At 66.6% G+C, this 21,722-nt stretch carries 19 protein-coding genes; 11 read left to right on the top strand and 8 right to left on the bottom strand.

The genetic code is table 11. The features are described from left to right. Window positions 1-102: 102 nt before the first annotated feature. The 3 genes from SP5_RS10440 to SP5_RS10430 form a co-directional block, all read right to left on the bottom strand. Entirely contained in the window at window positions 103-1,092 is a 990-nt protein-coding gene (locus SP5_RS10440; RefSeq protein WP_042487970.1) for a glycoside hydrolase family 43 protein, read from the bottom strand. Between the two features lie 11 nt (window positions 1,093-1,103). Next, window positions 1,104-4,097 (bottom strand): TonB-dependent receptor plug domain-containing protein, encoded by a 2,994-nt coding sequence (locus SP5_RS10435; protein ID WP_052811496.1) that lies wholly within the window; start codon window positions 4,095-4,097, stop codon window positions 1,104-1,106. 285 nt (window positions 4,098-4,382) lie between these two features. Further along, a complete protein-coding gene (locus SP5_RS10430; protein ID WP_042487967.1) occupies window positions 4,383-4,850 on the bottom strand; it encodes a Fur family transcriptional regulator in 468 nt (155 codons plus the stop codon). Window positions 4,851-4,972: 122 nt separating this feature from the next. Between SP5_RS10430 and SP5_RS10425 the strand changes: the two genes are divergently transcribed. The 5 genes from SP5_RS10425 to SP5_RS10405 all read left to right on the top strand — a co-directional run bounded on the left by SP5_RS10425 (window position 4,973) and on the right by SP5_RS10405 (window position 9,050). After that, window positions 4,973-6,004 (top strand): COX15/CtaA family protein, encoded by a 1,032-nt coding sequence (locus SP5_RS10425; protein ID WP_174435531.1) that lies wholly within the window; start codon window positions 4,973-4,975, stop codon window positions 6,002-6,004. A 122-nt stretch (window positions 6,005-6,126) separates the two neighbouring features. After that, window positions 6,127-6,606, top strand: coding sequence for a 50S ribosomal protein L13 (rplM, locus tag SP5_RS10420; protein WP_042488064.1), 480 nt, complete (start codon window positions 6,127-6,129; stop codon window positions 6,604-6,606). Then, the gene (gene rpsI, locus SP5_RS10415) at window positions 6,606-7,151 is read left to right on the top strand and encodes a 30S ribosomal protein S9 (protein WP_042487963.1); all 546 of its coding nucleotides are present in this window, start codon (window positions 6,606-6,608) and stop codon (window positions 7,149-7,151) included. The genes rplM and rpsI overlap by 1 nt, the downstream gene beginning before the upstream one ends. Before the next feature lie 127 nt (window positions 7,152-7,278). Next, window positions 7,279-8,169: a DMT family transporter gene (locus tag SP5_RS10410; protein ID WP_042487960.1), complete on the top strand. Its 891-nt coding sequence runs from the start codon at window positions 7,279-7,281 to the stop codon at window positions 8,167-8,169. Between the two features lie 89 nt (window positions 8,170-8,258). Beyond that, window positions 8,259-9,050: a hypothetical protein gene (locus SP5_RS10405; RefSeq protein ID WP_157013667.1), complete on the top strand. Its 792-nt coding sequence runs from the start codon at window positions 8,259-8,261 to the stop codon at window positions 9,048-9,050. Here the strand turns inward: SP5_RS10405 and SP5_RS10400 are convergent. The 5 genes from SP5_RS10400 to SP5_RS10380 form a co-directional block, all read right to left on the bottom strand. Further along, window positions 9,047-9,664 carry an ATP-binding cassette domain-containing protein gene (locus tag SP5_RS10400; RefSeq protein WP_042487958.1) on the bottom strand — a complete coding sequence of 206 codons (618 nt, stop codon included), beginning with the start codon at window positions 9,662-9,664 and terminating at the stop codon, window positions 9,047-9,049. The two genes, SP5_RS10405 and SP5_RS10400, sit on opposite strands and share 4 nt — an antisense overlap. After that, on the bottom strand, window positions 9,654-10,343 hold the full coding sequence (gene modB / locus SP5_RS10395) for a molybdate ABC transporter permease subunit (RefSeq protein WP_042488059.1): 690 nt from the start codon (window positions 10,341-10,343) through the stop codon (window positions 9,654-9,656). The genes SP5_RS10400 and modB overlap by 11 nt, the downstream gene beginning before the upstream one ends. A gap of 7 nt (window positions 10,344-10,350) precedes the next feature. After that, complete coding sequence (gene modA / locus SP5_RS10390) at window positions 10,351-11,103, bottom strand: molybdate ABC transporter substrate-binding protein (protein ID WP_042488056.1); 753 nt, start codon at window positions 11,101-11,103, stop codon at window positions 10,351-10,353. Window positions 11,104-11,309: 206 nt separating this feature from the next. Then, window positions 11,310-13,121 carry a translation elongation factor 4 gene (gene lepA, locus SP5_RS10385; RefSeq protein ID WP_042487955.1) on the bottom strand — a complete coding sequence of 604 codons (1,812 nt, stop codon included), beginning with the start codon at window positions 13,119-13,121 and terminating at the stop codon, window positions 11,310-11,312. 520 nt (window positions 13,122-13,641) lie between these two features. After that, entirely contained in the window at window positions 13,642-14,298 is a 657-nt protein-coding gene (locus tag SP5_RS10380; protein WP_042487952.1) for a BON domain-containing protein, read from the bottom strand. A 202-nt stretch (window positions 14,299-14,500) separates the two neighbouring features. On the opposite strand from SP5_RS10380, the gene SP5_RS10375 reads away from it, so the two are divergent. The 6 genes from SP5_RS10375 to SP5_RS10360 all read left to right on the top strand — a co-directional run bounded on the left by SP5_RS10375 (window position 14,501) and on the right by SP5_RS10360 (window position 21,593). Further along, complete coding sequence (locus SP5_RS10375) at window positions 14,501-17,071, top strand: cation-translocating P-type ATPase (protein ID WP_439645615.1); 2,571 nt, start codon at window positions 14,501-14,503, stop codon at window positions 17,069-17,071. An 81-nt stretch (window positions 17,072-17,152) separates the two neighbouring features. After that, complete coding sequence (locus tag SP5_RS10370) at window positions 17,153-18,229, top strand: zinc-binding dehydrogenase (protein WP_042487946.1); 1,077 nt, start codon at window positions 17,153-17,155, stop codon at window positions 18,227-18,229. Continuing rightward, window positions 18,226-19,272 carry a PEP/pyruvate-binding domain-containing protein gene (locus tag SP5_RS20055; protein ID WP_439645614.1) on the top strand — a complete coding sequence of 349 codons (1,047 nt, stop codon included), beginning with the start codon at window positions 18,226-18,228 and terminating at the stop codon, window positions 19,270-19,272. Before SP5_RS10370 ends, SP5_RS20055 begins: the two co-directional genes overlap by 4 nt. Further along, on the top strand, window positions 19,158-19,955 hold the full coding sequence (locus tag SP5_RS20050; RefSeq protein ID WP_439645613.1) for a PEP-utilizing enzyme: 798 nt from the start codon (window positions 19,158-19,160) through the stop codon (window positions 19,953-19,955). Before SP5_RS20055 ends, SP5_RS20050 begins: the two co-directional genes overlap by 115 nt. After that, window positions 19,859-20,614 (top strand): putative PEP-binding protein, encoded by a 756-nt coding sequence (locus SP5_RS20045; protein ID WP_439645616.1) that lies wholly within the window; start codon window positions 19,859-19,861, stop codon window positions 20,612-20,614. The genes SP5_RS20050 and SP5_RS20045 overlap by 97 nt, the downstream gene beginning before the upstream one ends. A gap of 1 nt (window position 20,615) precedes the next feature. Continuing rightward, the gene (locus SP5_RS10360; RefSeq protein WP_042487944.1) at window positions 20,616-21,593 is read left to right on the top strand and encodes a 1-phosphofructokinase family hexose kinase; all 978 of its coding nucleotides are present in this window, start codon (window positions 20,616-20,618) and stop codon (window positions 21,591-21,593) included. The last annotated feature ends 129 nt before the right edge of the window (window positions 21,594-21,722 follow it).

The raw sequence follows: 21,722 nt of genomic DNA, 5'->3' as shown, positions 1-21,722 counted from the left end.
CTTCCGCAAACAAGCGGCTCGTGGAGATGCCCCACCCCAGCCCCTCCCCTAAAGGGGAGGGGTTCGGCCTGAAACCATAAAATGCCATGCTCCATACGCGCCCTACCGCGCCGAAGCCGTCACACCGGCATCGGTCTGCACGACCGGCTTCATCGTCCCGTCGGGATTGTAGTAAAGCCGCTCGACCGTCACCGCGCGCCGTCCGATCGCGCCGCTCTGGTCGCCGATGGCGAGGTTCGCATTGTGCAGGAACAGGTACGACTTGCCCTTGAACTCGGCGATGCCCGGATGGATCGTAAAGCTGTACTTGCCCGAGCCCGTCAGCAGCCCGCGATAGGTCCATGGCCCCTTCAGCGAGGTCGCGGTCGCGTAGGAGATATGCTCGTCCCGCTGCGTCGTCCGGTCGAGCGAGGCATAGGTCAGGTAATAGAGCTTGCCGCGCTTGTGCAGCCACGGCCCTTCCTCGAAATGCGGCGGCGTGATCTCGGTGATCGGGCCGTCGATCTCGATCATGTTGGGCTTCAGCTTGGCGATATAGCATTGCCGGTTCCCCCAGGCGATCCAGGTCGTGCCGTCGTCATCGGTCATGACGGTCGGGTCGATATCTTCCCAGCTATGCGTACCCTTCGGCGTCATCTCGTTGGTGATGAGCGCCGATCCCTTGGCATCGACGAAGGGGCCGGTGGGCTTGTCCGAGACCGCGACGGCGATCGCCTTGCCCGGATGGCTGTTGTCATGCTCGACCGCAGCGTAGAACCAGTATTTGCCGTTCTTATAGATTGCCTGGCTCGCCCAGGCGTCCTTCTTGGCCCATTTGAAGTCCTTGACGTTCATGATGGCCCCGTGCGGCGTCCAGCTCTTCATGTCGGTGGTGGAATAGACCAGCCACTCCTTCATGTTGAACATCTCGTCGCGCTGCGCCTCGTCATGGCCGACATAGAGGTACAGCCGGTCGCCCACGACCAGCGGCGCAGGGTCCGCCGTGAACCTGTCGCGGATGATCGGGTTGCTCCCCGGCCGGTCGGCCGCCAGCGCAGCCCCCGACGCGGCCAGCAGCAGCAGGGATGCGATCGTCCGCGACTTCGTCATCATGTGGGTCCCCGTCAGAAGTTGAAGCGCACGCCCGCGCGGTACACCCGCCCGAGAACGTCATAGAGCGCCGGGTTGACGAAATAGGGCGACTTGGCCGGATCGCGGTTGAACACATTGTCGACCTTGAAATAGGCCGTCACCGCCTTGCTCACATTATAGGTGCCGCCAATGTCGAAATAGAAGGCGCCGGGGATGAAGTTGTTGTCGATGGTCGGCCGGTTCGCGGTCGAGGCGGGGCAACCGGTGGTGCATTGGATGTACTGATTGCCCAGCTTGCCGTCGCTGAACCAGCGTTCCTGCAACAGCAGAGACCAGTCGTCGGTGGCATAGGTCTGCACCGCCAGCCACTTCCACTTGGGCGTGTTACCGATGTTGACGCCCGCCGTGTCGTTCGGGATCGTGTTCGGCAGGCCGGTATCGGTGATGAAGCGCCGGATATTGGTCGCCAGCGCGCGCAGCGTCAGGTTGCCCGGCAGGCCCAGCGGATTGCGCCAGCGATAGCTCGCCTCGATATCGAAACCATCGGTCAGGATCGAGGCCAGGTTGAACGACTGGACGTTGATGAAGTTCGGGCCGTTGGGGTTGTTCAGGTTGAACACGCCGCAGGTCTCGGGCGCGATGTTGAGGTAGCACAGGTTGACGATGTCCTGCGCACCCAAGCTGGAGATCACGTCGGTGATCTTGATCTTGTAATAGTCGACCGACAGGCTGAGGCCCGGTATCGCCTGCGAGTTGGAGAAGGCGATGCCCAGCGTCGTGTTGCGGGCGATCTCCGGCTTCAGGTTGACGTTGCCGATCGTGTTCTGGAGCGCCAGCACATTGACGTTGCGGAAGGGATCGAAAAAGCCCGGTAGCGTCGTGGTGACCGGCGCGGCGAACAGCTCCGACAGGTTGGGCGCGCGCACGTCGCGCGAGGTCACGCCGCGGATGCGCAGGCCATCGACCGGCAGGTCCCAGGTGCCGCCGATCTTCCACGCCCAGACCGTGCCCGAGGTGCTGTAGTCGGTGACGCGCACCGCGCCGTTGATGTTGGCACGGCCGCCCGCGTCCGAGTTGATGACCGGCAGGTTCGCCTCGACGAACGCTTCCTTCACGCTATAGGCGCCGGTCCCGTTTTTGTAATTGCCCGCATACCAGTTGTTGCCGTCGGCCAGCAGCGCCGGGTCGGCTGGGTAGTTGGCATTGGCGGGCGTGTTGGCGAAGCCCGCGCCGTAAGGGTCGGCGCGCACGCGGTAGAATTCGTGGCGGAACTCGCCGCCGAACGCGACCGACACCGGCCCGGCCCAGGACGAGAAGGGCGAGCCCGAGAAGTTCAGGCTGATGACGTCCTGAGTCTGGCGGGTCCGCTGATACGGACCATATTGCGGCATGATATAGCTGATCGCCGCCGCCGAGGGATTGCCGCCGAAGATGTTGAGCGGCTGGCACCCGTTGGCGCGCGCGGTCGCATCGGCGCAGACGATCGCGCCGTTCAGCGTGGTCGCGTTGATCGCCTGGTTGAAGCGGCGCGACAGCATGATGTTGCTGACATCGACATCGGTGTAGTTGGTGCCGTGTTCGAAATACATGTCGTAGGACCAGTCGGACCCGGCGACGCTCTCACGTCCCTTGGCGCCTGCGACGAAGCGGAACTGGCGGCGATCGGTATAGACCTGGGTGTTGCCCAGCGCCGCGTTGCTGGTGCCATACTGGAAATTGGTGATGCCCGCCGTGGCGCACTGTGCCTTGACCAGCGCGGGGACGTAAGGGTTGGCGCACTGGATGGTCAGGTTCGGGCGGTTCTGCCCGCCGACCGGCTGGTTGTTGGTCTTGACCTGGCCGATGTTGATCGTGCCGTAAAGCTCGCCATTGGGGGCGAAGTCATAGCCGATACGACCATAGCCGTTGACGCGCTGGATCTTCGACTGGAGCGAGCGTCCGGCATCGACATTGCCCGACAGGTCGCCACCCTGGCAGAAGCCGGGCAGACAGCCCCGGACATTGCCCGCCGCGTCGCGCGCGGGCACGCCGTTCGAGCCGTACTGGAACTGGAACGGATTGCCAGACTGGTCGAAGGCGATGCCCTGTAGCGGCCCGGCGGTGATGAGGCCGTACTTCGTATAATTGTAGGACTGGGCATAGTCGCGGAACAGATATTGCGGCGACCCGTCGTTCAGGACGTTGCGGTTGATCAGCGTCGACTGGCGGAACCAGTCGCGGCCATTGGCCAGATTGATGCCGAAGTCGCCCCCGCCGACGCCGTCCTCATGCGCATATTCGGTGCTCGCGATCACATGCACCGTGTCATTGAGCAGGCTGGTGCCGCCCGCCAGCTGGACCAGCACCTGCTGATCGTCGCCATAGGTGGTCAGGCCGCCCTGGACATTGCCCTTGATCCCCTTGAACCGGGTATCGGTGATGAAGTTTACCACACCGCCGACCGCGTCCGAGCCGTAGGAGGCGGAGGCACCGCCGTTCACGACATCGACGCGCTTGATGAGCAGCTGCGGGAAAAGGCTGATGTCGGGGACGCCCGTCACGTTCGCGCCGACGACGCGCTGCCCGTCGAGCAGGGTCAGGGTGCGGATCGCCCCGACGCCGCGCAGCGAGAAGGAACTGAGGCCCTGCTGGCCGCTCGACGTGCTGAAGGTGTTCGTCGCGGTGCCGGTCGAACCCTGAAGCGAGGGAAGCTGGGCGACCGTGGTGAAGACGTTGGGCTGGGCGTTGGCGGCGATCTGCTCCTCGCCGATCACCGTGGTCGGGGTCGGTGCGGTGAAGCCGCCGGTGGTGATGCGCGATCCGGTCACGATGATGTCACGGGTCGGGGCTTCGTCAGCCTGATCGGTCTGGGGCGCAGGGGTCTGAACGGCTGTCGGATCGGATGAAGCGTCCTGCGCTGCCTGGCTCGGCGGGACCTGCGCCCAGGCCGGTGCGGCCATCATGCCGCCCGCCAGAACCATCAGGCTGGCTGCGCCCCGCGCGTGACGGCGCAGCCGCCGGGTGCGCGTTCCCGTCTTCATCATCATCCTCATCCCTTTTGATTCTGTTTTATCTGGTAACGTTACCAGCATTCATTTCCTGTTTTTGCGTGCATGTCAATGTTGCAAAATGACATGTACGTCGGACACGCTGGCGGATTTGCGGGAATAAGCGACGTTCTCGCCTGGATCCATTTATCCTCCCCGGCACGGGGAGGGGGACCAGCGAAGCTGGTGGAGGGGGCGTGCCGCCAGCGACGACCTTTGCGGAAGCCCCCCTCCGTCAGCGCTGCGCGCTGCCACCTCCCCGCATCGGGGAGGAATAGAAACGGCTCAGTCCCCGGAACAATCCCCGCAGCGACCGCGCACTTCGATCACCGGCCGCTCGGGGCGAAACCCCGCACCGACAGCCGCGTCGCGGACCGCGCCGGTCAGGCGATCATCGTCGATATGGGTGATCTGCCCGCATTTGTCGCAGACCAGGAAGATGCAGTCGTGCAGGCAGTCGGGATGCGCGTTGGCCACATAGGCATTGGCGCTTTCCACCCGCCGCGCCAGATTGGCGCCGACGAACAGGTCGAGGATGCGATAGACGCTGTTCGCCGCCACGCGCCGCCCCTGCGACTGCGACATGACATCGGCGATGTCATAGGCCGAGGCGGGCTTGTCGAACCCGGCCAGCGCCTCGAACACGCTGGCGCGCATCGCCGTCCACTGTTCCCCGGCGCGCTCCAGGGTAGCCTTGGCCGCGACGGAGAGGTCGGCCCCCTGGGGCTCCTGATGGGTGTGAACATGCGCCATGAAGGGGATTTAGGCGGTGCCGCCCCGCCGGGCAAGGTCCGGGCGGCGGGGCATTCGGTCCACTATCGCGCGGGCGCGCGAAACCCTATCATGGCGTCATGCTGCAACCGAGCCCCGCCTTCATGATCACCGCCCGCCCCCGCAGCCTGGCCCGCTGGCTGTTCGCGGTCGCCGGGCTGATCGTCGCCATGGTCGTGGTCGGCGGCATCACGCGCCTGACCAATAGCGGCCTGTCGATCACCGAGTGGAAACCGATCACCGGGATCGTGCCGCCGCTGACCGACACGCAGTGGCAGGCCGAGTTCGCCAATTACAAGCGCATCCCCGAATATTGGACCTTCAACCGCGACATGACGCTGGCAGGGTTCAAGGCGATCTTCTTCTGGGAGTATCTCCACCGCGTGCTGGGCCGGGTGATCGGCATAGCCTTTGCCCTGCCCCTGATCTGGTTCTGGGCGCGCAAGGCGATTCCGGCGGGCTACAAGCCGCGGCTCGTCGCGCTGCTGGCGCTGGGCGGATTGCAGGGGGCGATTGGCTGGTGGATGGTCGCGTCGGGCCTGGTCGAGCGCACGGACGTCAGCCATATCCGGCTGGCGGTGCATCTGCTGACCGCGCTGTTCATCCTGGCGGGGATCGTATGGACCGCGCTCGACCTGATGGCGCTGCATCGCAACCGCCTGGCGGCCCCTGCCCGGCTGACGCTGCTCGGCGCGGGTGCGATCGTCACGCTGTTCGTCCAGCTGATGTTCGGTGCGCTGACCGCCGGGCTGGATGCGGGCTATGCCTTTTCCAGCTGGCCGCTGATGGGCGACGCCTGGTTCCCGGCCGGCACGCCGATGATGACGCCCGCCATCGCCAATGTCTTCGACAACCCGGTCGTGGTGCAGTTCATCCATCGGTGGTTCGCCTTCGCGGCGGCGGGGCTGCTCGTCTGGATGGCCGCGCGAGCGATCCGGCACGGCGCATTGCGTGCGGGCTGGCTGGTCATCGTGCTGGTCGTCGGCCAGATCGGCCTGGGCATCGCCACGCTGCTGTCGGGTGTGCAGATCGACATCGCGGTCGCGCATCAGGCCAATGCCGCCCTCCTGCTGATCGCCGCGACCGCCGCCGCGCATTACCTGGGAAGCGTCGGGCAAAACCGCAAGGTATCATAATACCCGTCAGCAAAGCCCCACTTTGCTTGACATTTTGGGGGTCCTCCAGCATTGGACCCTTGTTCGCGCCGCCCGGGTTCACGGGCGGCGTGTTGCATTTCAAACCGAAAGGTCTCACGCCCATGAAGGCGCTCATGAAGACCACCAAGGCGGCCAAGCCGCACGAGGTGGAGAAGAAGTGGCATATCGTCGACGCCGACGGTCTGGTTGTCGGCCGTGCCGCCACCATCATCGCGAACATCCTGCGCGGCAAGCACAAGACGTCGTTCACCCCGCACGTCGATTGCGGTGACAATGTCATCGTCATCAACGCGGACAAGGTGCGCTTCACCGGCAACAAGCTGGGCCAGAAGGTGTACTACAAGCACACCGGTTATGCCGGTGGTATCAAGGGCATCACCGCCGCCAAGGTCCTGGAAGGCCGCTTCCCCGAGCGCGTCCTGGAAAAGGCCGTCGAGCGTATGATCCCGCGCGGTCCGCTGGGGCGTCAGCAGATGCGCAACCTGCGCATCTTCGCCGGCACCGAGCATCCGCACGCCGCTCAGAACCCCGAAGTCCTCGACATCGCGTCGATGAACCGCAAGAACAAGGTGGGCGCATAATGTCCGATAACCGCCAGTCGCTCGCCGATCTCGGCGCCACCCTGAACCAGCAGGCCGCTGCCGTCACCGCGCAGCCCGCCGCTGCGGGTGAAGCGCCCGCCGCCGCTCCCGTCGAGCGCGTCAGCACCACCCCGCTGCGTCAGCAGGAACTGGACAAGTTCGGCCGCGCCTATGCCACCGGCCGTCGTAAGGATGCCGTGGCTCGCGTCTGGCTGAAGCCGGGTTCGGGCAAGATCACGATCAACGGTCGTGACCAGGAAGTCTATTTCGCGCGTCCGACGCTGCGTCTCGTCATCAACCAGGTGTTCGGCATCACCGAGCGCGAAGGTCAGTATGACGTGATCTGCACCGTCAAGGGCGGCGGTCTGTCGGGCCAGGCCGGTGCGGTCAAGCACGGCATCAGCCAGGCGCTGACCAAGTACGAGCCGATCCTGCGCGCTCCGGTCAAGGCCGCTGGCTTCCTGACCCGCGACAGCCGTACCGTCGAGCGTAAGAAGTATGGCCGCGCCAAGGCGCGTCGCAGCTTCCAGTTCTCGAAGCGCTAAGTTGCGGGCTGCCCCGGATTGCGCAAGCAATCCGTGGACTTGCCATCAAGCACGAAGGAGCGGTCCGGCAACGGGCCGCTCTTTTCGTTTGGAGCGGACTTCACCCGCCCGACAGGACGCCTCCCCTATGACAAACCCGTTATGGATTCCCGCCACCATCGCGGCCGCGACCTTTCAGGTCGGTCGCAACGCCCTGCAACGCGGGGTCATGGCGTCCTCGGGACCATGGGGGGCGACGCTGGTGCGGTTCCTGTTCGGCCTGCCCTTCTCGATCCTGTTCGTCATGCTGGCCCATTTGATCATGCCGGGGGCCGACCTCCATTGGAGCGGCGCCTTCTGGCTGTCGGCGATCGTGGGTGCCGCGTCTCAGGTGCTGGCAACGGCCGCGCTGCTTGACGCCATGCAGCGGTCCGGCTTCGCAGTCGGCACCGCACTTCAACAAAGCTCGCTGCCGCTGGCCGCATTGCTCGGCCTGATCGTCTATCATGACCGGATCAGCGGCGTGGCCTGGATCGGCGTCGCCATCACCACGGCCGGCCTGGTCGCCCTGTCCTGGCCGCCGCCCGAGCAGCGCCGCGCCTCGCTGATCGGTGCAGCGATGGGATTGGCATCGGGGCTGTTCTTCGGCTTTTCGCTCAACGCCTTTCGCCACGCCGCACTGGCACTTGATCCCGTCCACCCGGTCTTCGCCGCGCTGGTCTGCGTCGCCGTCGTTCAGGCGTTGCAGACGGTGGCGCTCGGCCTGATCCTCGCATGGCGCGATCCGGCGACGCTGGTCGAGGTGGCGCGCCGCTGGCAACCGTCGCTGGGCGCGGGGTTGTGCGGGGCCTGCGCCTCGGCGGGGTGGTTCGTGGCGCTTGCCCTGTCCCCCGCCGCGCCGGTTCGTGCGCTGGGCATCATCGAGGCCCCCATCGCTGCCATGGCCGGACACCGGCTGTTCCGCGAGCGACTGGGCGCGCGGCAGATCCTGTCGGGAATCGCGATCATCGGCGGCGTATTGCTGACGACGCTGTTCTGACACCCCTGACGGGAATGTCACACGGACTTTATGAGGCGGCCATCCACGTCGCGGCACATTCGTTCATAGGGCGGTAGAGGAGGAAGGACATGAAAGCGCGTCGGGGCCATGATCGACTGCTCCCATGGCTCGCCGTTCTGGCGCTGCCCGCCATTGCCGCCGCGCCGGCTCCGGTAGACCTTTCTGCCCTGGCCCCCGGCTGGCGGCTTGTGGCAAGCCAGGGGCCGGACGTGGAAGACCCGGGCGGCAATACGGCACCGGGCAAGCTCCATCTTTGCCTGACTCGCAATAGCGGGAAGACCTGTCGTCCCGCGCTCGACGACCTGCTCGCCGGTCCGGACCAGCCCGACGCGTTCGATGAAGCCCATTATCTGGAAACCGCACGGATCGTCCGCCCCAGCGCCGAACGTGCGCTGCTCTGGGTCCAGGTCGCCAGCGTCCATGCCGGCAATGGCGACCAGCGCGTCGGCCGCATGGCGCTGTCCTATGACCGCACGGGCGACCGCTTCGTGCCCGTCTTTCGCCAACAGACGAGCCGCAACAACAACCAGGAGGTGCGCTTCGTCGAAACGGGTCCGCTGCGCGGCGCGATCATTTCCGCCGTGCCCACATCCGATGCACCGTTCGGCTTCTGGATCACCGTGAACCGGATCAATGCCGGTGGGCGCTACGCCCCCGTCCTGCGCTATCGCAGCGGAACGCGTTATGGTGACGGCAATCCATTGGCGGTGATCGACTCGGAAATGCCCGAAACCTTGCGCCGGTTGAAGCTGTGGCACCCAGGCCAAACGATCCCCCTGCCCGACCGCGCCTGTCCCAGACCCCGGCTGATCGCGCAGGTCCTGTGGTGCGCCGATCCGCCCGCCAAGGCACCGCGCTAGAGCCGGACGATGGCGGTGGCGATCCGTTCGGCTTCCTCCGGGTCGTGCGTGACCATCAGGATCGGGATGCCGCTATGGTCGCGCACGACCTCCAGCGCATCCAGGATATCCCCCCGCCGTGCCCGATCGAGCGAGGACAGCGGCTCGTCGAGGAGCAGCACGCGCGGGTTGCTGAGCAGCGCTCGCCCGATCGCCACGCGCCGGGCCTCTCCGCCCGACAGGCTTCTCGGCCAGCGGTCCAGCAGATGGCCGATACCCAGCATCGCGGTGACGCCGTCCCAGTCGCCCCCGCCCTGCGCAATGCCCCGCCCCATCCCATAGCGCAGATTGGCCGCAACCCGCCGGTGCGGGAATAGTCGTGGCTCCTGAAAGACATAGCCTATACGGCGATGCTCGGCGCGGACATCGATACGGGCAGCGGCATCGAACAGCGTCTCGCCCGCGACCCTTACATGGCCCGTGTCCGGCCGGACGAGCCCGGCAACCATTTGCAGGATCGTGGTCTTGCCCACGCCTGACGGCCCGAACAGCACGGTCGCACCCGGCCCGGTGGCGAAGCAGGCCGCGACCTGCCCTTCGCCACGCCGCACCGTGACGTCGACGTCAAAGGACATGCAGCCCCCGCCCCATCCGACGCGCCAGCCATTCGGAGGCGACGAGCGCGACCAGCGACAACACCACCGACACGCTGGCCAGTCGCCATACCATGTCCTCGCCGCCCGGCCGCTGAAGCGCGGAATAGATGGCCAGCGGCAGGGTCGCCGTCTCGCCGGGCACATTGGAGACGAAGGTGATCGTTGCTCCGAACTCCCCGATCGAGCGTGCGAAGCCCAGCACCAGCCCCGCGAGGACGCCCGGTGCGCAAAGCGGCAGGGTGATGGTGGCGAAGACCCGCACCCGCCCGGCCCCCAGGGTCCGGGCGGCCTGCTCCAGCCGGGGATCGACCGCCTCGATCGACAAACGGATGGCGCGCACGACCAGCGGCAGCGCCATGACACCCGCCGCGATCGCCGCTCCCGTCCAGCGGAACAGCACGCTTACCCCGAACCACGCCGCCAGCCAGCGCCCGACCGGCCCTTCCGGCCCGAAGGCCAGCAGCAACACCCAGCCGGTGACGACGGGCGGCACGACCAGCGGCAGATGGACGATCCCGTCGAGCAGCACCCGTCCCGGAAACCGCCACCGCGCCAAGGCCCAGGCCAGGACGAACGCGATCGGCAGCGTCACGAGCATCGCCGTGCCACCGACCAGCAGCGACAGGCGAACGATCCCCCATTCCTCGGCCGACAGCATCAGGCCGTCATCGCGTCGCGAAACCATGAAGACGGAAGATCGCCTTGCCTTCGCCCGACAGCAGGAAGCGGCGGAAGCCCTCGCCCTCCGGGTTGGTCGAGGCTTTCAGCCGGGCGAGCGGATAGGTGATCGGCGGATGGCTCGCCGCCGGGAACAGGCCCGCCACGCGGACGCGCGACGAGGCCTTGGCGTCGGTGGCATAGACGATGCCGTAAGGGGCCGCACCCCGCTCGACAAGGGCGAGCGCGGCACGAACATTTTCGGCGCGCACGACATGCGGTGCGACCATGGCCCAGGCGCCCAGCTTCTCGAGCGCCGCCTTGCCATATTTGCCCGCAGGCACGCTGTCGGTATCGGCCATGGCGAGCGGCCCGGCGGACAGCGTCCTGCCCAGCGTGCGCGTCGTGACCTGCCCGCCCTTGCCCGCGGGTGCGATCACGACCAGGCGGTTGGCCAGAAACGCACTGCGGGTGCGGTCGGCCAGCAGCCCGTCCTTTTGCAGGACGTCCATCCATTCTTCGTCGGCCGAAGCGAACAGATCGGCCTTGCCGCCCGCCTGCACCTGTCGCGCGAGGGCGGACGAGGCTGCAAAGGAGATGACGGGGCGCGGATGCCCCTTCTTTGCCCAGGCATCGGCGGCGGCGGTCATCGATTCCTGAAGGCTGGCGGCGGCAAGGACCAGCGGGGCACGGTTCTGTGCGATCACGGGCGCGGACACGCACCATGCGCCGATCAGCGCGACAAACCCAAACCCCTTCATCGACAGCCCCCTTTTCGCCTTCATGGCGTCAGACGGCTGTAACGCACAAGGAACGATTTTATCCCACCAAATCCTCCCCGGCACGGGGAGGTGGCAACCCGAAGGGCTGTCGGAGGGGGGCTTCCAGCAAGGCAAAGCCATGTGGAGAGCCCCCTCCCCGCCGCTTCGCGGTGGTCCCCCTCCCCGTGCCGGGGAGGAAAGGGCTTTTACGCCTCGTCGCCCATGCGAAGCGCGGCGATGAAGGCTTCCTGCGGGATGCTGACCGAGCCGTATTCGCGCATCTTCGCCTTACCCTTTTTCTGCTTTTCCAGCAGCTTGCGCTTACGCGTTGCGTCACCGCCATAGCATTTGGCGGTCACGTCCTTGCGCATGGCGCTGATCGTCTCACGCGCGATCACCTTGCCGCCGATCGCCGCCTGGATCGGGATCTTGAACAGGTGGCGCGGGATCAGTTCCTTCAGCCGCTCGCACATGCCGCGCCCGCGCGTCTCGGCGGTGCCGCGGTGGACGATCATCGACAGCGCGTCGACCGGCTCTTCATTGACCAGGATCGACATCTTCACAAGGTCGCCCTCGCGATAGCCGATCTGGTGATAGTCGAAGCTGGCATAGCCCTTGGACAGCGACTTCAGCCGGTCGTAGAAGTCGAACACGACTTCGTTGAGCGGCAGTTCATAGGTCGCCTGCGCGCGCCCACCGACATAGGTCAGGTTCTTCTGGATGCCGCGCCGGTCCTGGCACAGCTTCAGGATGGAGCCAAGATATTCGTCGGGGACATAGATGGTCGCCTCGATCCACGGCTCGGCGATCGACGCGATCTTGTTGGGATCGGGCATGTCGGCCGGGTTGTGCAGGTCGATCTGCCCACCGCCATGGCTCAGCTCGATCTGATAAACCACCGACGGCGCGGTGGTGATGAGGTCGAGGTCGTATTCGCGGGTCAGCCGCTCCTGGATAATTTCCAGATGGAGCAGGCCCAGGAAGCCGCAACGGAAACCGAAGCCCAATGCGGCCGAGGTTTCCATCTCGAAGCTGAACGAGGCGTCGTTCAGCCGCAGCTTGCTGATCGACTCGCGCAACTTCTCGAAGTCGTTCGCGTCGACCGGGAACAGGCCGCAGAACACGACCGGCTGGACTTCCTTGAAGCCCGGCAGCGCCTGCTCGGTCGGCTTCTTGGCGTCGGTCAGCGTGTCGCCGACGCGGGCCTGCGCCACGTCCTTGATCTGCGCGGTGATGAAGCCGATCTCGCCGACGCCCAGTTCGGTCAGCTGCTCGATCTTCGGCCGGAAACAGCCGACGCGGTCGATCAGGTGGGTGGTGCCCGCCTGCATGAACTTGATCTGCTGCCCCTTTTTCAGGGTGCCTTCCATCACGCGGACCAGGATGACGACGCCCAGATAGGGGTCGTACCAGCTGTCGACCAGCATCGCCTTGAGCGGCGCGGTCGCATCGCCCTTGGGCGCAGGGATGTTCTTGACGATCGCTTCCAGGATATCGCCGATGCCGATGCCCGACTTGGCGCTGGCCAGCACCGCGCCGGAAGCGTCGATGCCGATCACATCCTCGATCTCGGCGCGGACCTTTTCGGGTTCGGCGGCGGGCAGGTCGATCTTGTTGATGACGGGCACGATCTCATGGTCGTGCTCGATCGACTGATAGACATTGGCCAGCGTCTGCGCCTCGACGCCCTGCGCGGCGTCGACCACCAGCAGCGCGCCTTCGCACGCAGCGAGGCTGCGGCTGACCTCATAGGCGAAGTCGACATGGCCCGGCGTGTCCATCAGGTTCAGCGTGTACGTCTCGCCGTCCTGTGCCTTGTAAGACAGGCGCACGGTCTGCGCCTTGATGGTGATGCCGCGTTCCTTCTCGATCTCCATGTTATCGAGAACCTGTTCGCTCATCTCGCGGTCGGTCAGGCCGCCGGTGAACTGGATCAGGCGATCGGCGAGCGTCGACTTGCCATGGTCGATATGCGCGATGATGGAGAAGTTGCGGATCTTGTCGAGCGGCGTGGACACGGGGGAAATGGTTTCCTGAAAAGCTATTCGATCAGGCCACTAGCAAAGATGCGGGCGGATGCCAAAGCGCTTGTCTTATGACTTTGTCGTCCGTTCGGGTCAGAATGAATTGCCCGGGGCGGAAGGGGTCGGATCGCAAAACCGCTGGTCGAAGGACCGGGCTGGAGCAGGATCGCGATAAAGGTCACTTGCCGCGCTGGGCAGCGCCGCCCCGTGGGCAATGCCCCGGTGGCAATTTTGCAACCCCTCCCGCTGCACAGGAGTGGACGCACTGACCAGGCAAGTGGTCCGAAGTCGGGGTACGGTTCGCCGCTATCTGACGACGATACCGCCTTGAGGCAGGCAGGCCGATTTCGGCACCACATGACCGCACAGCAGCCTCGGCGGGATGGAACCCGCCGAGTTCACCAACCGCCCACCGCCACGGGCCTGATAGCATCGCAGCTGGCGTATCAGCGGCCTGAAAATGGGGAGCAGGTCTGTAAGGCCGCAAAGTGTCGGGCGGTCCTGAGATCGTGCATCAGATGGCGACGATGATGTCGTCCGTCACATCGGTCACGCCCGGCGCGGCCCAGGCGGCGCGCTCCGCGATGCCGCGCTCGCTCCAATGGTTGACCTTTCCGCCGAGCCGCACGGCATTGCCCTCGGTCGTGACGGTAATGGCCTCTGCCGACAGGTTCGATTGCCGCTTGAAGGCCGCCAGGATGCGCTCGCGCACATCGCTCGCCACGGGGGCGGTGCGTACCGAGATCAGGTTGGTGACACCGATGACGCCGTTGATCCGGCCCGCCGCCTTGCGCGCCTCGTCGCGCTGATAGGCCCATTGCACCGTACCGCCCAGCGTCACCCAGCCATGCTCTACCTTCACCGAGATATCGTTGACGGGAACGAGCACGTTCCAGGTGAAGACATCGACGATGCGCTTGGCGATTTCATGATCGGCGGTCTTTGGTTGCGTACTGAACCGGACCTTGATGTCCTCCGCGATCGCGCGGACTCCCGCCACCCGGCGTGCCGCCGCTTCCGCGGCCTGCTTCTCGGGATAGCTTTTGACATAGCCGGACAGGGTCACGACACCGTCATGAACCGAAACGCCGATATCGGCATGGTCGACGCTGGGTTCCCAGACCAGCTCTTCCATGACGTCTTCCTGCACTTGGCTGTCGCTCTTCTTCATGACGAACCTCCTTCGATTGGCGTCGCCAGGCATCGGCGGCGATCCGGCGGCCCTTTTCTTGCAGATCGCCCGGCCAAAAAATCCGCACTTATACGGAGGATGACGGCCGCACCCTCAGCGCCTCCGGTAATCTACGCATTGGCGCGAAGGGATGGGCCGGGAATGCTGACCGTTCCATCACGGTCGGACAAGGGAATTGCGGATGCCGGTCACAGACGTGTCAGCCCAATCGCCTCACACGGAAACACCCCCATCCGACATGCCCCCCCATCCGTCCGTCCATGGCCTGAGTAGCGAGGAGGCGGCGCGGCGACTGGCCCGGGATGGCGCGAACCGGCTGCCGTCCGGGCGGCGGCGGACCATGGTGCACATCATCCTGGACGTGCTGCGCGAACCGATGCTCTCGTTACTGCTGGTCGGCGGCCTCGCCTATCTGATGCTGGGCTCTTCGGTCGAGGCGCTGGTGCTGCTCTGCTTCGCCTGTCTTTCGATCGTGCTGACCATCGTGCAGGAGGCGCGAACCGAACGCGCACTGGAGGCCCTGCGCGACATGGCGGCGCCGCGAGCCATGGTCCTGCGTGATGGAACGCCAAGGCGGATCGCCGGATGGGAGGTCGTGCCCGAGGATATCCTGGTCGTCGAACAGGGCGACCGGGTGGTCGCCGACGCCATGCTTCTGAATGCGTCCGAGCTGGAGAGCGATGAGTCGCTGCTGACCGGCGAATCGCTGCCCGTCCGCAAGCGGACGCTGCAACCGGGGGACAGCGTGACCGCGCCGCCCGGGGGCGACGACATGCCGCTGATCTATGCCGGGACGCTGATCACGCGCGGGCGCGGGATCGCACGAGTGGTCCTGACCGGACCGCGTACGCAGATGGGCCGGATCGGACAGGCGCTCGCCGCACTCGACACCGAGGCACCGCGATTGCGCACCGAAATCCACGGGATCGTCCGCGTGGCCGCCATCGGCGCCATCCTGATGGTCGGCCTGGTCACACTGCTATTCGGCCTGCTGCGGGGAAGCTGGCTGGAAGCCGTGCTGGCGGGCATCGCGCTGGGCATGGCGCTCCTGCCCGAGGAGTTTCCGGTTGTCCTGACCGTTTTCCTGACGATGGGGGCCTGGCGGCTGGCGCGGGCCGGGGTGCTGACCCGGCAGGCCATGGCGATCGAGGCCTTGGGGGCCGCGACGATCCTGTGCGTCGACAAGACGGGGACGCTGACCGAAAACCGGATGAAACTGGTCGGATGGTGGCGACCGGCAGGCGAATGGCTCATGCCGTCGACCGGGGCGAAGAATGCCGACGAGGTGCTGAGCCTGGCCCTGCTCGCCAGTCCCGCGATCGGCAAGGATCCGATGGAAATCGCGATCGACGATGCCGCCACCCTGTCCGTCGAGCAGGGCCAATGGACCCTGCGGCACAGCTTTCCCCTGACGCCCGAGCTGCTGGCGATGTCGAACGTCTGGTCTCGCGGGATCGGGCAAACGCTGCTCGTCGCGGCGAAGGGGGCGCCGGAGGCGATCGCGGCGCTGTGCGACCTCGCCCCGGCCGAGCGGAGCGCGATGGAGGCGGCGATGCAGATGATGACGGCGCGCGGTGGGCGGGTGCTGGGCATCGCGGAAGCCCAGGTGCCGGACGAACGCCTGCCGGGAACGCAGGGCGAATTGCCGTTCCGCTTCAAGGGGCTGGTCGCCTTGGCCGATCCGCTGCGTCCCGACGTGCCTGCCGCCATCGCCGAGTGTCGCGCAGCCGGCGTGCGGACGGTGATGATGACGGGCGACCATCCCGGCACGGCAATGGCGATCGCGCGCGACGCGGGGCTGGACGCTGGCGAGCCGGTCACCGGTGCCGAGATCGAACGGCTGGACGACGCCGCGCTCGTCGCGCGCCTGCGGGAAACATCGGTCTGCGCCCGGATCATGCCGGTCCAGAAGCTGCGCATCGTCGAGGCGCTGAAGGCCGCCGGAGAGGTGGTGGCGATGACCGGCGACGGCGTCAACGACGCCCCGGCGCTCAAGGCCGCGCATATCGGCATTGCCATGGGACAGCGCGGCACCGATGTCGCGCGCGAGGCGGCGGCGCTCGTCCTGCTAAATGACAATTTCCCTGCGATCGTCGCGGCCATCCGGCTGGGACGCCGCGAATATGCCAATCTGCGCAAGGCCATCGCCTTCATCATCAGCGTCCATATGCCGATCGCCGGGTTGGCGCTGCTGCCGTTGCTGACCGGGACGCCCATCCTGTTCGGCCCGATCCACATCGCGCTGTTCGAGTTGATCATCGATCCCGTCTGCACCCTGGTGTTCGAATCCGAAGCCAGTGACGAGGCCGCGATGACCAGGCCGCCCCGCTCGCCCGAGATGCGACTGGTATCGTGGGACATGGTCGTCCGAAGCCTGCTTCAGGGCGGGATCGTCCTGGGACTGCTGGCGACACTGGCCATTACCCTGCCCCATGACGGCTGGAGCGGCGGAGCGGTGCGCGTCACCGTGTTCCTTCTGCTGGTGGCGGGAATCCTGGCCTTGGTCGTCGCCGACCGGGCGGGCAGGAATGGCCTGATCCCGACGCTGCGCCGGGGGAACCGGGCGTTCCGTTTCGTCCTCCTGGGCATCGCCCTTGTCCTGACGACGATCCTGACCATGACGGACCTGCGAACGATCCTGGCCTTCGACCGCCCAGGCCCGTCGCAATGGCTCGTCGTCCTGGCGGGCGGCCTGGCTCTGGTCCTGTTGTTGCCGGCGACCAACCGCGCCTGGCCACGGGCGGGGCGATGAGCGCCCGCGCTGCGTATCTTCCCGTACAGCCACGTCGGGCATGCCGGGAATAGAAGATCGGCGAAGGCGAAGGAGAAGGCCATGCCAGAGACGATGCGCGCGACGATCTTCATCGAACCCGGACGGATCATCCTGGGTGAAAAGCCGGTGCCGCAGCCGGGGCCGGGCGATGCGCTGATCCGGATCACCACGACGACGATCTGCGGCACCGACATCCATATCCTGAAGGGCGAATATCCCGTCGCCAGCGGGCTGACCATCGGCCACGAGCCGGTCGGCGTCATCGAGAAACTGGGATCGGCCGTCACCGGCTTTACCGAGGGCCAGCGGGTCATTGCCGATGCCATCACCCCGGCGGGTTGGGACAATGCCAGCCTGTCCGGCTGCGGCGCGCAATGCGGCGCGGGCACGGCCCATGGCTGGAAGGCGATGGGCGGCTGGCGCTTCGGCAACACGATCGACGGCGCGCAGGCGGATTATCTGCTGGTCCCCGACGCGATGGCCAATCTGGCGCCGATCCCCGACGGCCTGACCGACGACCAGGTCCTGATGTGCCCCGATATCCTGTCGACCGGCTTTGGCGGCGCGGAGGCGGGGCGCATCCGCATCGGCGACACGGTCGCGATATTCGCGCAAGGCCCGATCGGGCTATGCGCGACGGCGGGCGCGCGCCTGATGGGTGCGGCGCGGATCATCGCGGTGGAATCGGTGCCCCAGCGCGTCGCGGTGTCGCGGCGCATGGGCGCGGACGAGGTCGTCAATTTCACCCGCGAGGACCCGGTGGCGGCCATCGACCGGCTGACCGGAGGCCGGGGCGTGGACGTCGCGATCGAGGCGCTGGGCAAAGCGGAGACCTTTGCGTGGGCGCTCAAGGTCTTGCGTCCCGGCGGCACCCTGTCGTCGCTGGGCGTCTATGCCCAGGATCTGACGATTCCGCTGCAGGCCTTTGCGGGCGGGCTCGGCGACCATGTGATCCGCACCACTTTGTGTCCCGGCGGCAAGGAGCGGATGCGGCGGTTGATGGCCATGGTGGCGGGCGGGCGCGTCGACACCGGCGCGCTGGTCACCCATCATTTCCCGCTCGACCGGATCGAGAGCGCCTATGAGCTGTTCGCCCATCAGCGCGATGGCGTGCTGAAGGTGGCGATCCGGCCATGACCAAGCACGACATCATCTGGTTCGAAGAACTGCGCCGTGGCGATGTCGGCCAGGTCGGGGGCAAGAACGCGTCACTCGGCGAAATGATCGGGGCGATGAAGGGCAGCAAGATCGCGGTGCCCGATGGCTTCGCGACGACGGCTGCGGCTTATAGGAGCTTCCTGGCCGCCGCCGGGATCGAGGCGGCGATCCGCAAGCGCCTTGCCGCGCTCCGCGCCGGCACCGTGCCGCTGGCCCTGGCGGCGCAGCAGATACGCCGCCTGATCCTGAAGGCGCCCCTTCCCGCGCCGCTGTGTCAGGCGATCGTCACGGGCTATGCCGAATTGTCCAGGCGGACCGGCAAGGCGCAGGCGGCGGTCGCCGTCCGCTCCAGCGCGACAGCCGAGGATCTGCCTGAGGCGAGCTTTGCCGGACAGCAGGAAACGTTCCTGAACATCGTCGGCGACGCCGCTCTGCTCGATGCGTGTCGCCATTGCTATGCCTCGCTCTTCACCGCGCGCGCCATCGCCTATCGCGAGGCGAAGGGCTTCGACCATATGGCTGTCGCGCTGTCGATCGGCGTGCAGGCGATGGTCCGCTCCGATCTGGCGGGCGCGGGGGTCATCTTCACGCTCGATACCGAGACGGGTTTCCCACGCGTCGTGACGATCAGCGCCGCCTGGGGCCTGGGCGAGACGGTCGTGCAGGGACAGGTCGACCCCGACAGCTATCAGGTCTTCAAGCCCTCGCTGGCCAAGGCGGGATGCCGTGCGATCATCGACCGGCGGCTGGGCGGAAAGGCGGTCCGGCTGATCCATGGTCGCCATGGCGGCACGATCACCCGGCGCGTGCCCCCGGCCGAGCAGGCCTGTTTCGTGCTGAGTGATGCGGAGATCCTGCAACTCGCGCGCTGGGCGGTCGCGCGGTCGAGGCACATTATGGCTGCCCCATGGACCTGGAATGGGCCAAGGACGGCGAAAGCGGCGCGTTGTTCCTGGTTCAGGCCCGCCCCGAAACGGTCCAGTCGCGCAAGAGCGGCGCGATCATGGCGACATGGCGGCTGACCGCGCCTGCGGACCCGATCCTGTCCGGCGCGGCGGTGGGCGAGGGAATCGCGAGCGGCGCGGCCTGCATCATCCGCGATCCCCGCGACCTCGCCCGCTTTCCACGCGGCGCGATCCTCGTCACCGGCAGCACCGATCCCGACTGGATGCCCGCCATGCGGCGCGCGGCGGGCATCGTCACCGACCATGGCGGCCCGACCAGCCATGCCGCGATCGTCGCGCGCGAACTGGGGCTGCCCGCCGTCGTCGGCACCGGCGACGGCACCACGCGGCTGAATGATGGCGAGGCGATCACTTTGTCCTGCGCGCAGGGTGATCGCGGTGCGGTCTATTCGGGCATCGTCCCCTTCGTGCGGGACGAGGTGACGCTGGGCGATCTTCCCGGCACGCGGACCCGATTGATGGTCAATCTCGCCGATCCGTCGGGGGCCATGCGCTGGTGGCGTCTTCCGGCGCAGGGCGTGGGCCTCGCGCGGATGGAGTTCATCATCGCCGACCTGATCCGCATTCATCCGATGGCGCTCGTCCGGCCCGACGCCGTCACGTCCCCCCGTGACCGCGCCCATATCGCCAGGATGGTGCGGGGATACTCCGATCCGGCCGACTTTTCGTCGAGCGGCTGGCCGAGGGGCTGGCGCGTATCGCCGCCGTCTTCCACCCGCATCCCGCGATCGTGCGGTTGAGCGATTTCAAGAGCAACGAATATGCGCATCTGATCGGCGGCCGGGACTTCGAACCGGTCGAGAACAACCCGATGATCGGCTTTCGCGGCGCCTCGCGCTATTATCACCCCAATTATCGCGAGGCCTTCGCGCTGGAATGCCGGGCGATCCGCCGGGCGCGCGACGAGATGGGGCTGACCAATATCGCGGTGATGGTCCCCTTCTGCCGCACCCCGGCCGAGGCCGACAAGGTGCTGGCCGAGATGGCGCATCACGGGTTGCGACGCGGTGCGCGCGAGCTTCGCATCTGGATGATGTGCGAGGTGCCGTCGAACGTCATCCTGGCCGAGGAATTCGCGCGCCGTTTCGATGGCTTCTCGATCGGCTCCAACGACCTCACCCAGTTGATCCTCGGTATCGATCGCGATTCCGACCTGCTCGCGCCGCTGTTCGACGAGCGTGACGCGGCGGTGCGGCGGGCCATCGCCGATGTCATCGCCCGTGCGCATCGCAGCGGTGCATCGGTCGGCATCTGCGGCCAGGCGCCCAGCGACCATCCTGATTTCGCCGCCTTCCTCGTGGCGCAGGGCATCGACTCGCTGTCGCTCAATCCCGACAGCTTCGTCACCACGCTCAGGGCGGTGGCCGCAGCCGAAGCGACCGCTCAGGCGGCGGCGTGACATGCCGGATATCATCACCCTGACCTTCAATCCCGCGCTGGATTGCAGCACGGCGACCGCGATGATTCTGGCCGACGAGAAGTTGCGCTGCGATCCGCCGCGATACGATCCCGGCGGCGGCGGGATCAACGTCGCGCGGATGGCCCATGCCCTGGGCGCAGCGGTGGTGGCGCTCTTCCCGGCGGGCGGCCTGACCGGCGACCATCTGGCAGCGCTGGTCACGGCGACCGGCACGCCGTTCCTGCGGATCCTCACCGCCGGCGCGACCCGCGAGAACCTGTCGATCGTGGATCGTCGTTCGGGCGCGCAATATCGCTTCGTGCTGCCCGGACCGCCGCTGCGCGCGGTCGATCAGCAGAGCTGCATCGACGAATTGGCGCGGCTGGCCCCGTCGGCGCGCTATGTCGTGGTCAGCGGCAGCCTGCCCGCCGATGTGGCCCCCAACCTGCTGCCGCGTATCGCGGACCTCTGTCGGGCACATGACTGCCGCCTGGTCCTCGACACATCGGGCGAGGGATTGCAGCAGGCGCGGACCTGTCACGCGTTCCTGCTGAAGCCCAATGCCGATGAACTCGCCCAGCTTGCAGGCCGATCGCTCCTGTCGGAGGCGGACGAAGAACAAGCCGCCAGGCTTCTGATCGACCAGGGGTTCGCCGAAGTCCTGCTCGTCTCGCTCGGCGACCGGGGTGCCATGGTGGTAGCCCGGCAAGGCGTCGATCGATGCCGTGCCATCCCGATCGTGGCACGAACCAAGGTCGGCGCAGGCGACACCATGGTGGCGGCTGTCGTCGTCGCGCTCACGCGCGGCTGGACATTGGTCACCGCCCTGCGCTTCGGTGTCGCGGCGGGCGCGGCCGCCCTGATCGAGCCGGGCACGCAGCTGGCCCGTCCCGAAGCCCTACAAGGTCTATACGAGGCGCATTTCGGTGATCTTCCCGCGATCGATCGACAGGAAACATTGAAGGAAGTCGCGGAATAGGGCGGGTTTTAGGAAACCCGTGCCACGACCGCCTCTTGCGCCGGGCTTTACCGCGTTCCGGGCGACAAGACACCACCGGACAAACTGCGGCGCCTCCGTGGTCGATCACCGGTGCGGGTGATGTTTTCG

The organism is Sphingomonas parapaucimobilis NBRC 15100, from assembly GCF_000787715.1.
Classification (GTDB): Bacteria; Pseudomonadota; Alphaproteobacteria; order Sphingomonadales; family Sphingomonadaceae; genus Sphingomonas; species Sphingomonas parapaucimobilis.
The sequence above is the reverse complement of the archived record's forward strand: the minus strand, read 5'-3'. Positions and strand labels throughout refer to the sequence as shown.

Coding starts and splice junctions, on each gene's coding strand:
- rplM (WP_042488064.1), top strand. CDS start 6,127: ATGAAGGCGCTCATGAAGACCACCAAGGCGGCCAAGCCGCACGAGGTG.
- SP5_RS10370 (WP_042487946.1), top strand. CDS start 17,153: ATGCCAGAGACGATGCGCGCGACGATCTTCATCGAACCCGGACGGATC.
- SP5_RS10360 (WP_042487944.1), top strand. CDS start 20,616: ATGCCGGATATCATCACCCTGACCTTCAATCCCGCGCTGGATTGCAGC.
- modA (WP_042488056.1), bottom strand. CDS start 11,103: ATGAAGGGGTTTGGGTTTGTCGCGCTGATCGGCGCATGGTGCGTGTCC.
- SP5_RS10400 (WP_042487958.1), bottom strand. CDS start 9,664: ATGTCCTTTGACGTCGACGTCACGGTGCGGCGTGGCGAAGGGCAGGTC.
- SP5_RS10440 (WP_042487970.1), bottom strand. CDS start 1,092: ATGATGACGAAGTCGCGGACGATCGCATCCCTGCTGCTGCTGGCCGCG.
- SP5_RS20055 (WP_439645614.1), top strand. CDS start 18,226: ATGACCAAGCACGACATCATCTGGTTCGAAGAACTGCGCCGTGGCGAT.
- SP5_RS10425 (WP_174435531.1), top strand. CDS start 4,973: ATGATCACCGCCCGCCCCCGCAGCCTGGCCCGCTGGCTGTTCGCGGTC.
- SP5_RS10430 (WP_042487967.1), bottom strand. CDS start 4,850: ATGGCGCATGTTCACACCCATCAGGAGCCCCAGGGGGCCGACCTCTCC.
- rpsI (WP_042487963.1), top strand. CDS start 6,606: ATGTCCGATAACCGCCAGTCGCTCGCCGATCTCGGCGCCACCCTGAAC.
- SP5_RS10375 (WP_439645615.1), top strand. CDS start 14,501: ATGCCGGTCACAGACGTGTCAGCCCAATCGCCTCACACGGAAACACCC.
- SP5_RS10435 (WP_052811496.1), bottom strand. CDS start 4,097: ATGATGATGAAGACGGGAACGCGCACCCGGCGGCTGCGCCGTCACGCG.
- SP5_RS10410 (WP_042487960.1), top strand. CDS start 7,279: ATGACAAACCCGTTATGGATTCCCGCCACCATCGCGGCCGCGACCTTT.
- SP5_RS10405 (WP_157013667.1), top strand. CDS start 8,259: ATGAAAGCGCGTCGGGGCCATGATCGACTGCTCCCATGGCTCGCCGTT.
- SP5_RS20050 (WP_439645613.1), top strand. CDS start 19,158: ATGGACCTGGAATGGGCCAAGGACGGCGAAAGCGGCGCGTTGTTCCTG.
- modB (WP_042488059.1), bottom strand. CDS start 10,343: ATGCTGTCGGCCGAGGAATGGGGGATCGTTCGCCTGTCGCTGCTGGTC.
- SP5_RS10380 (WP_042487952.1), bottom strand. CDS start 14,298: ATGAAGAAGAGCGACAGCCAAGTGCAGGAAGACGTCATGGAAGAGCTG.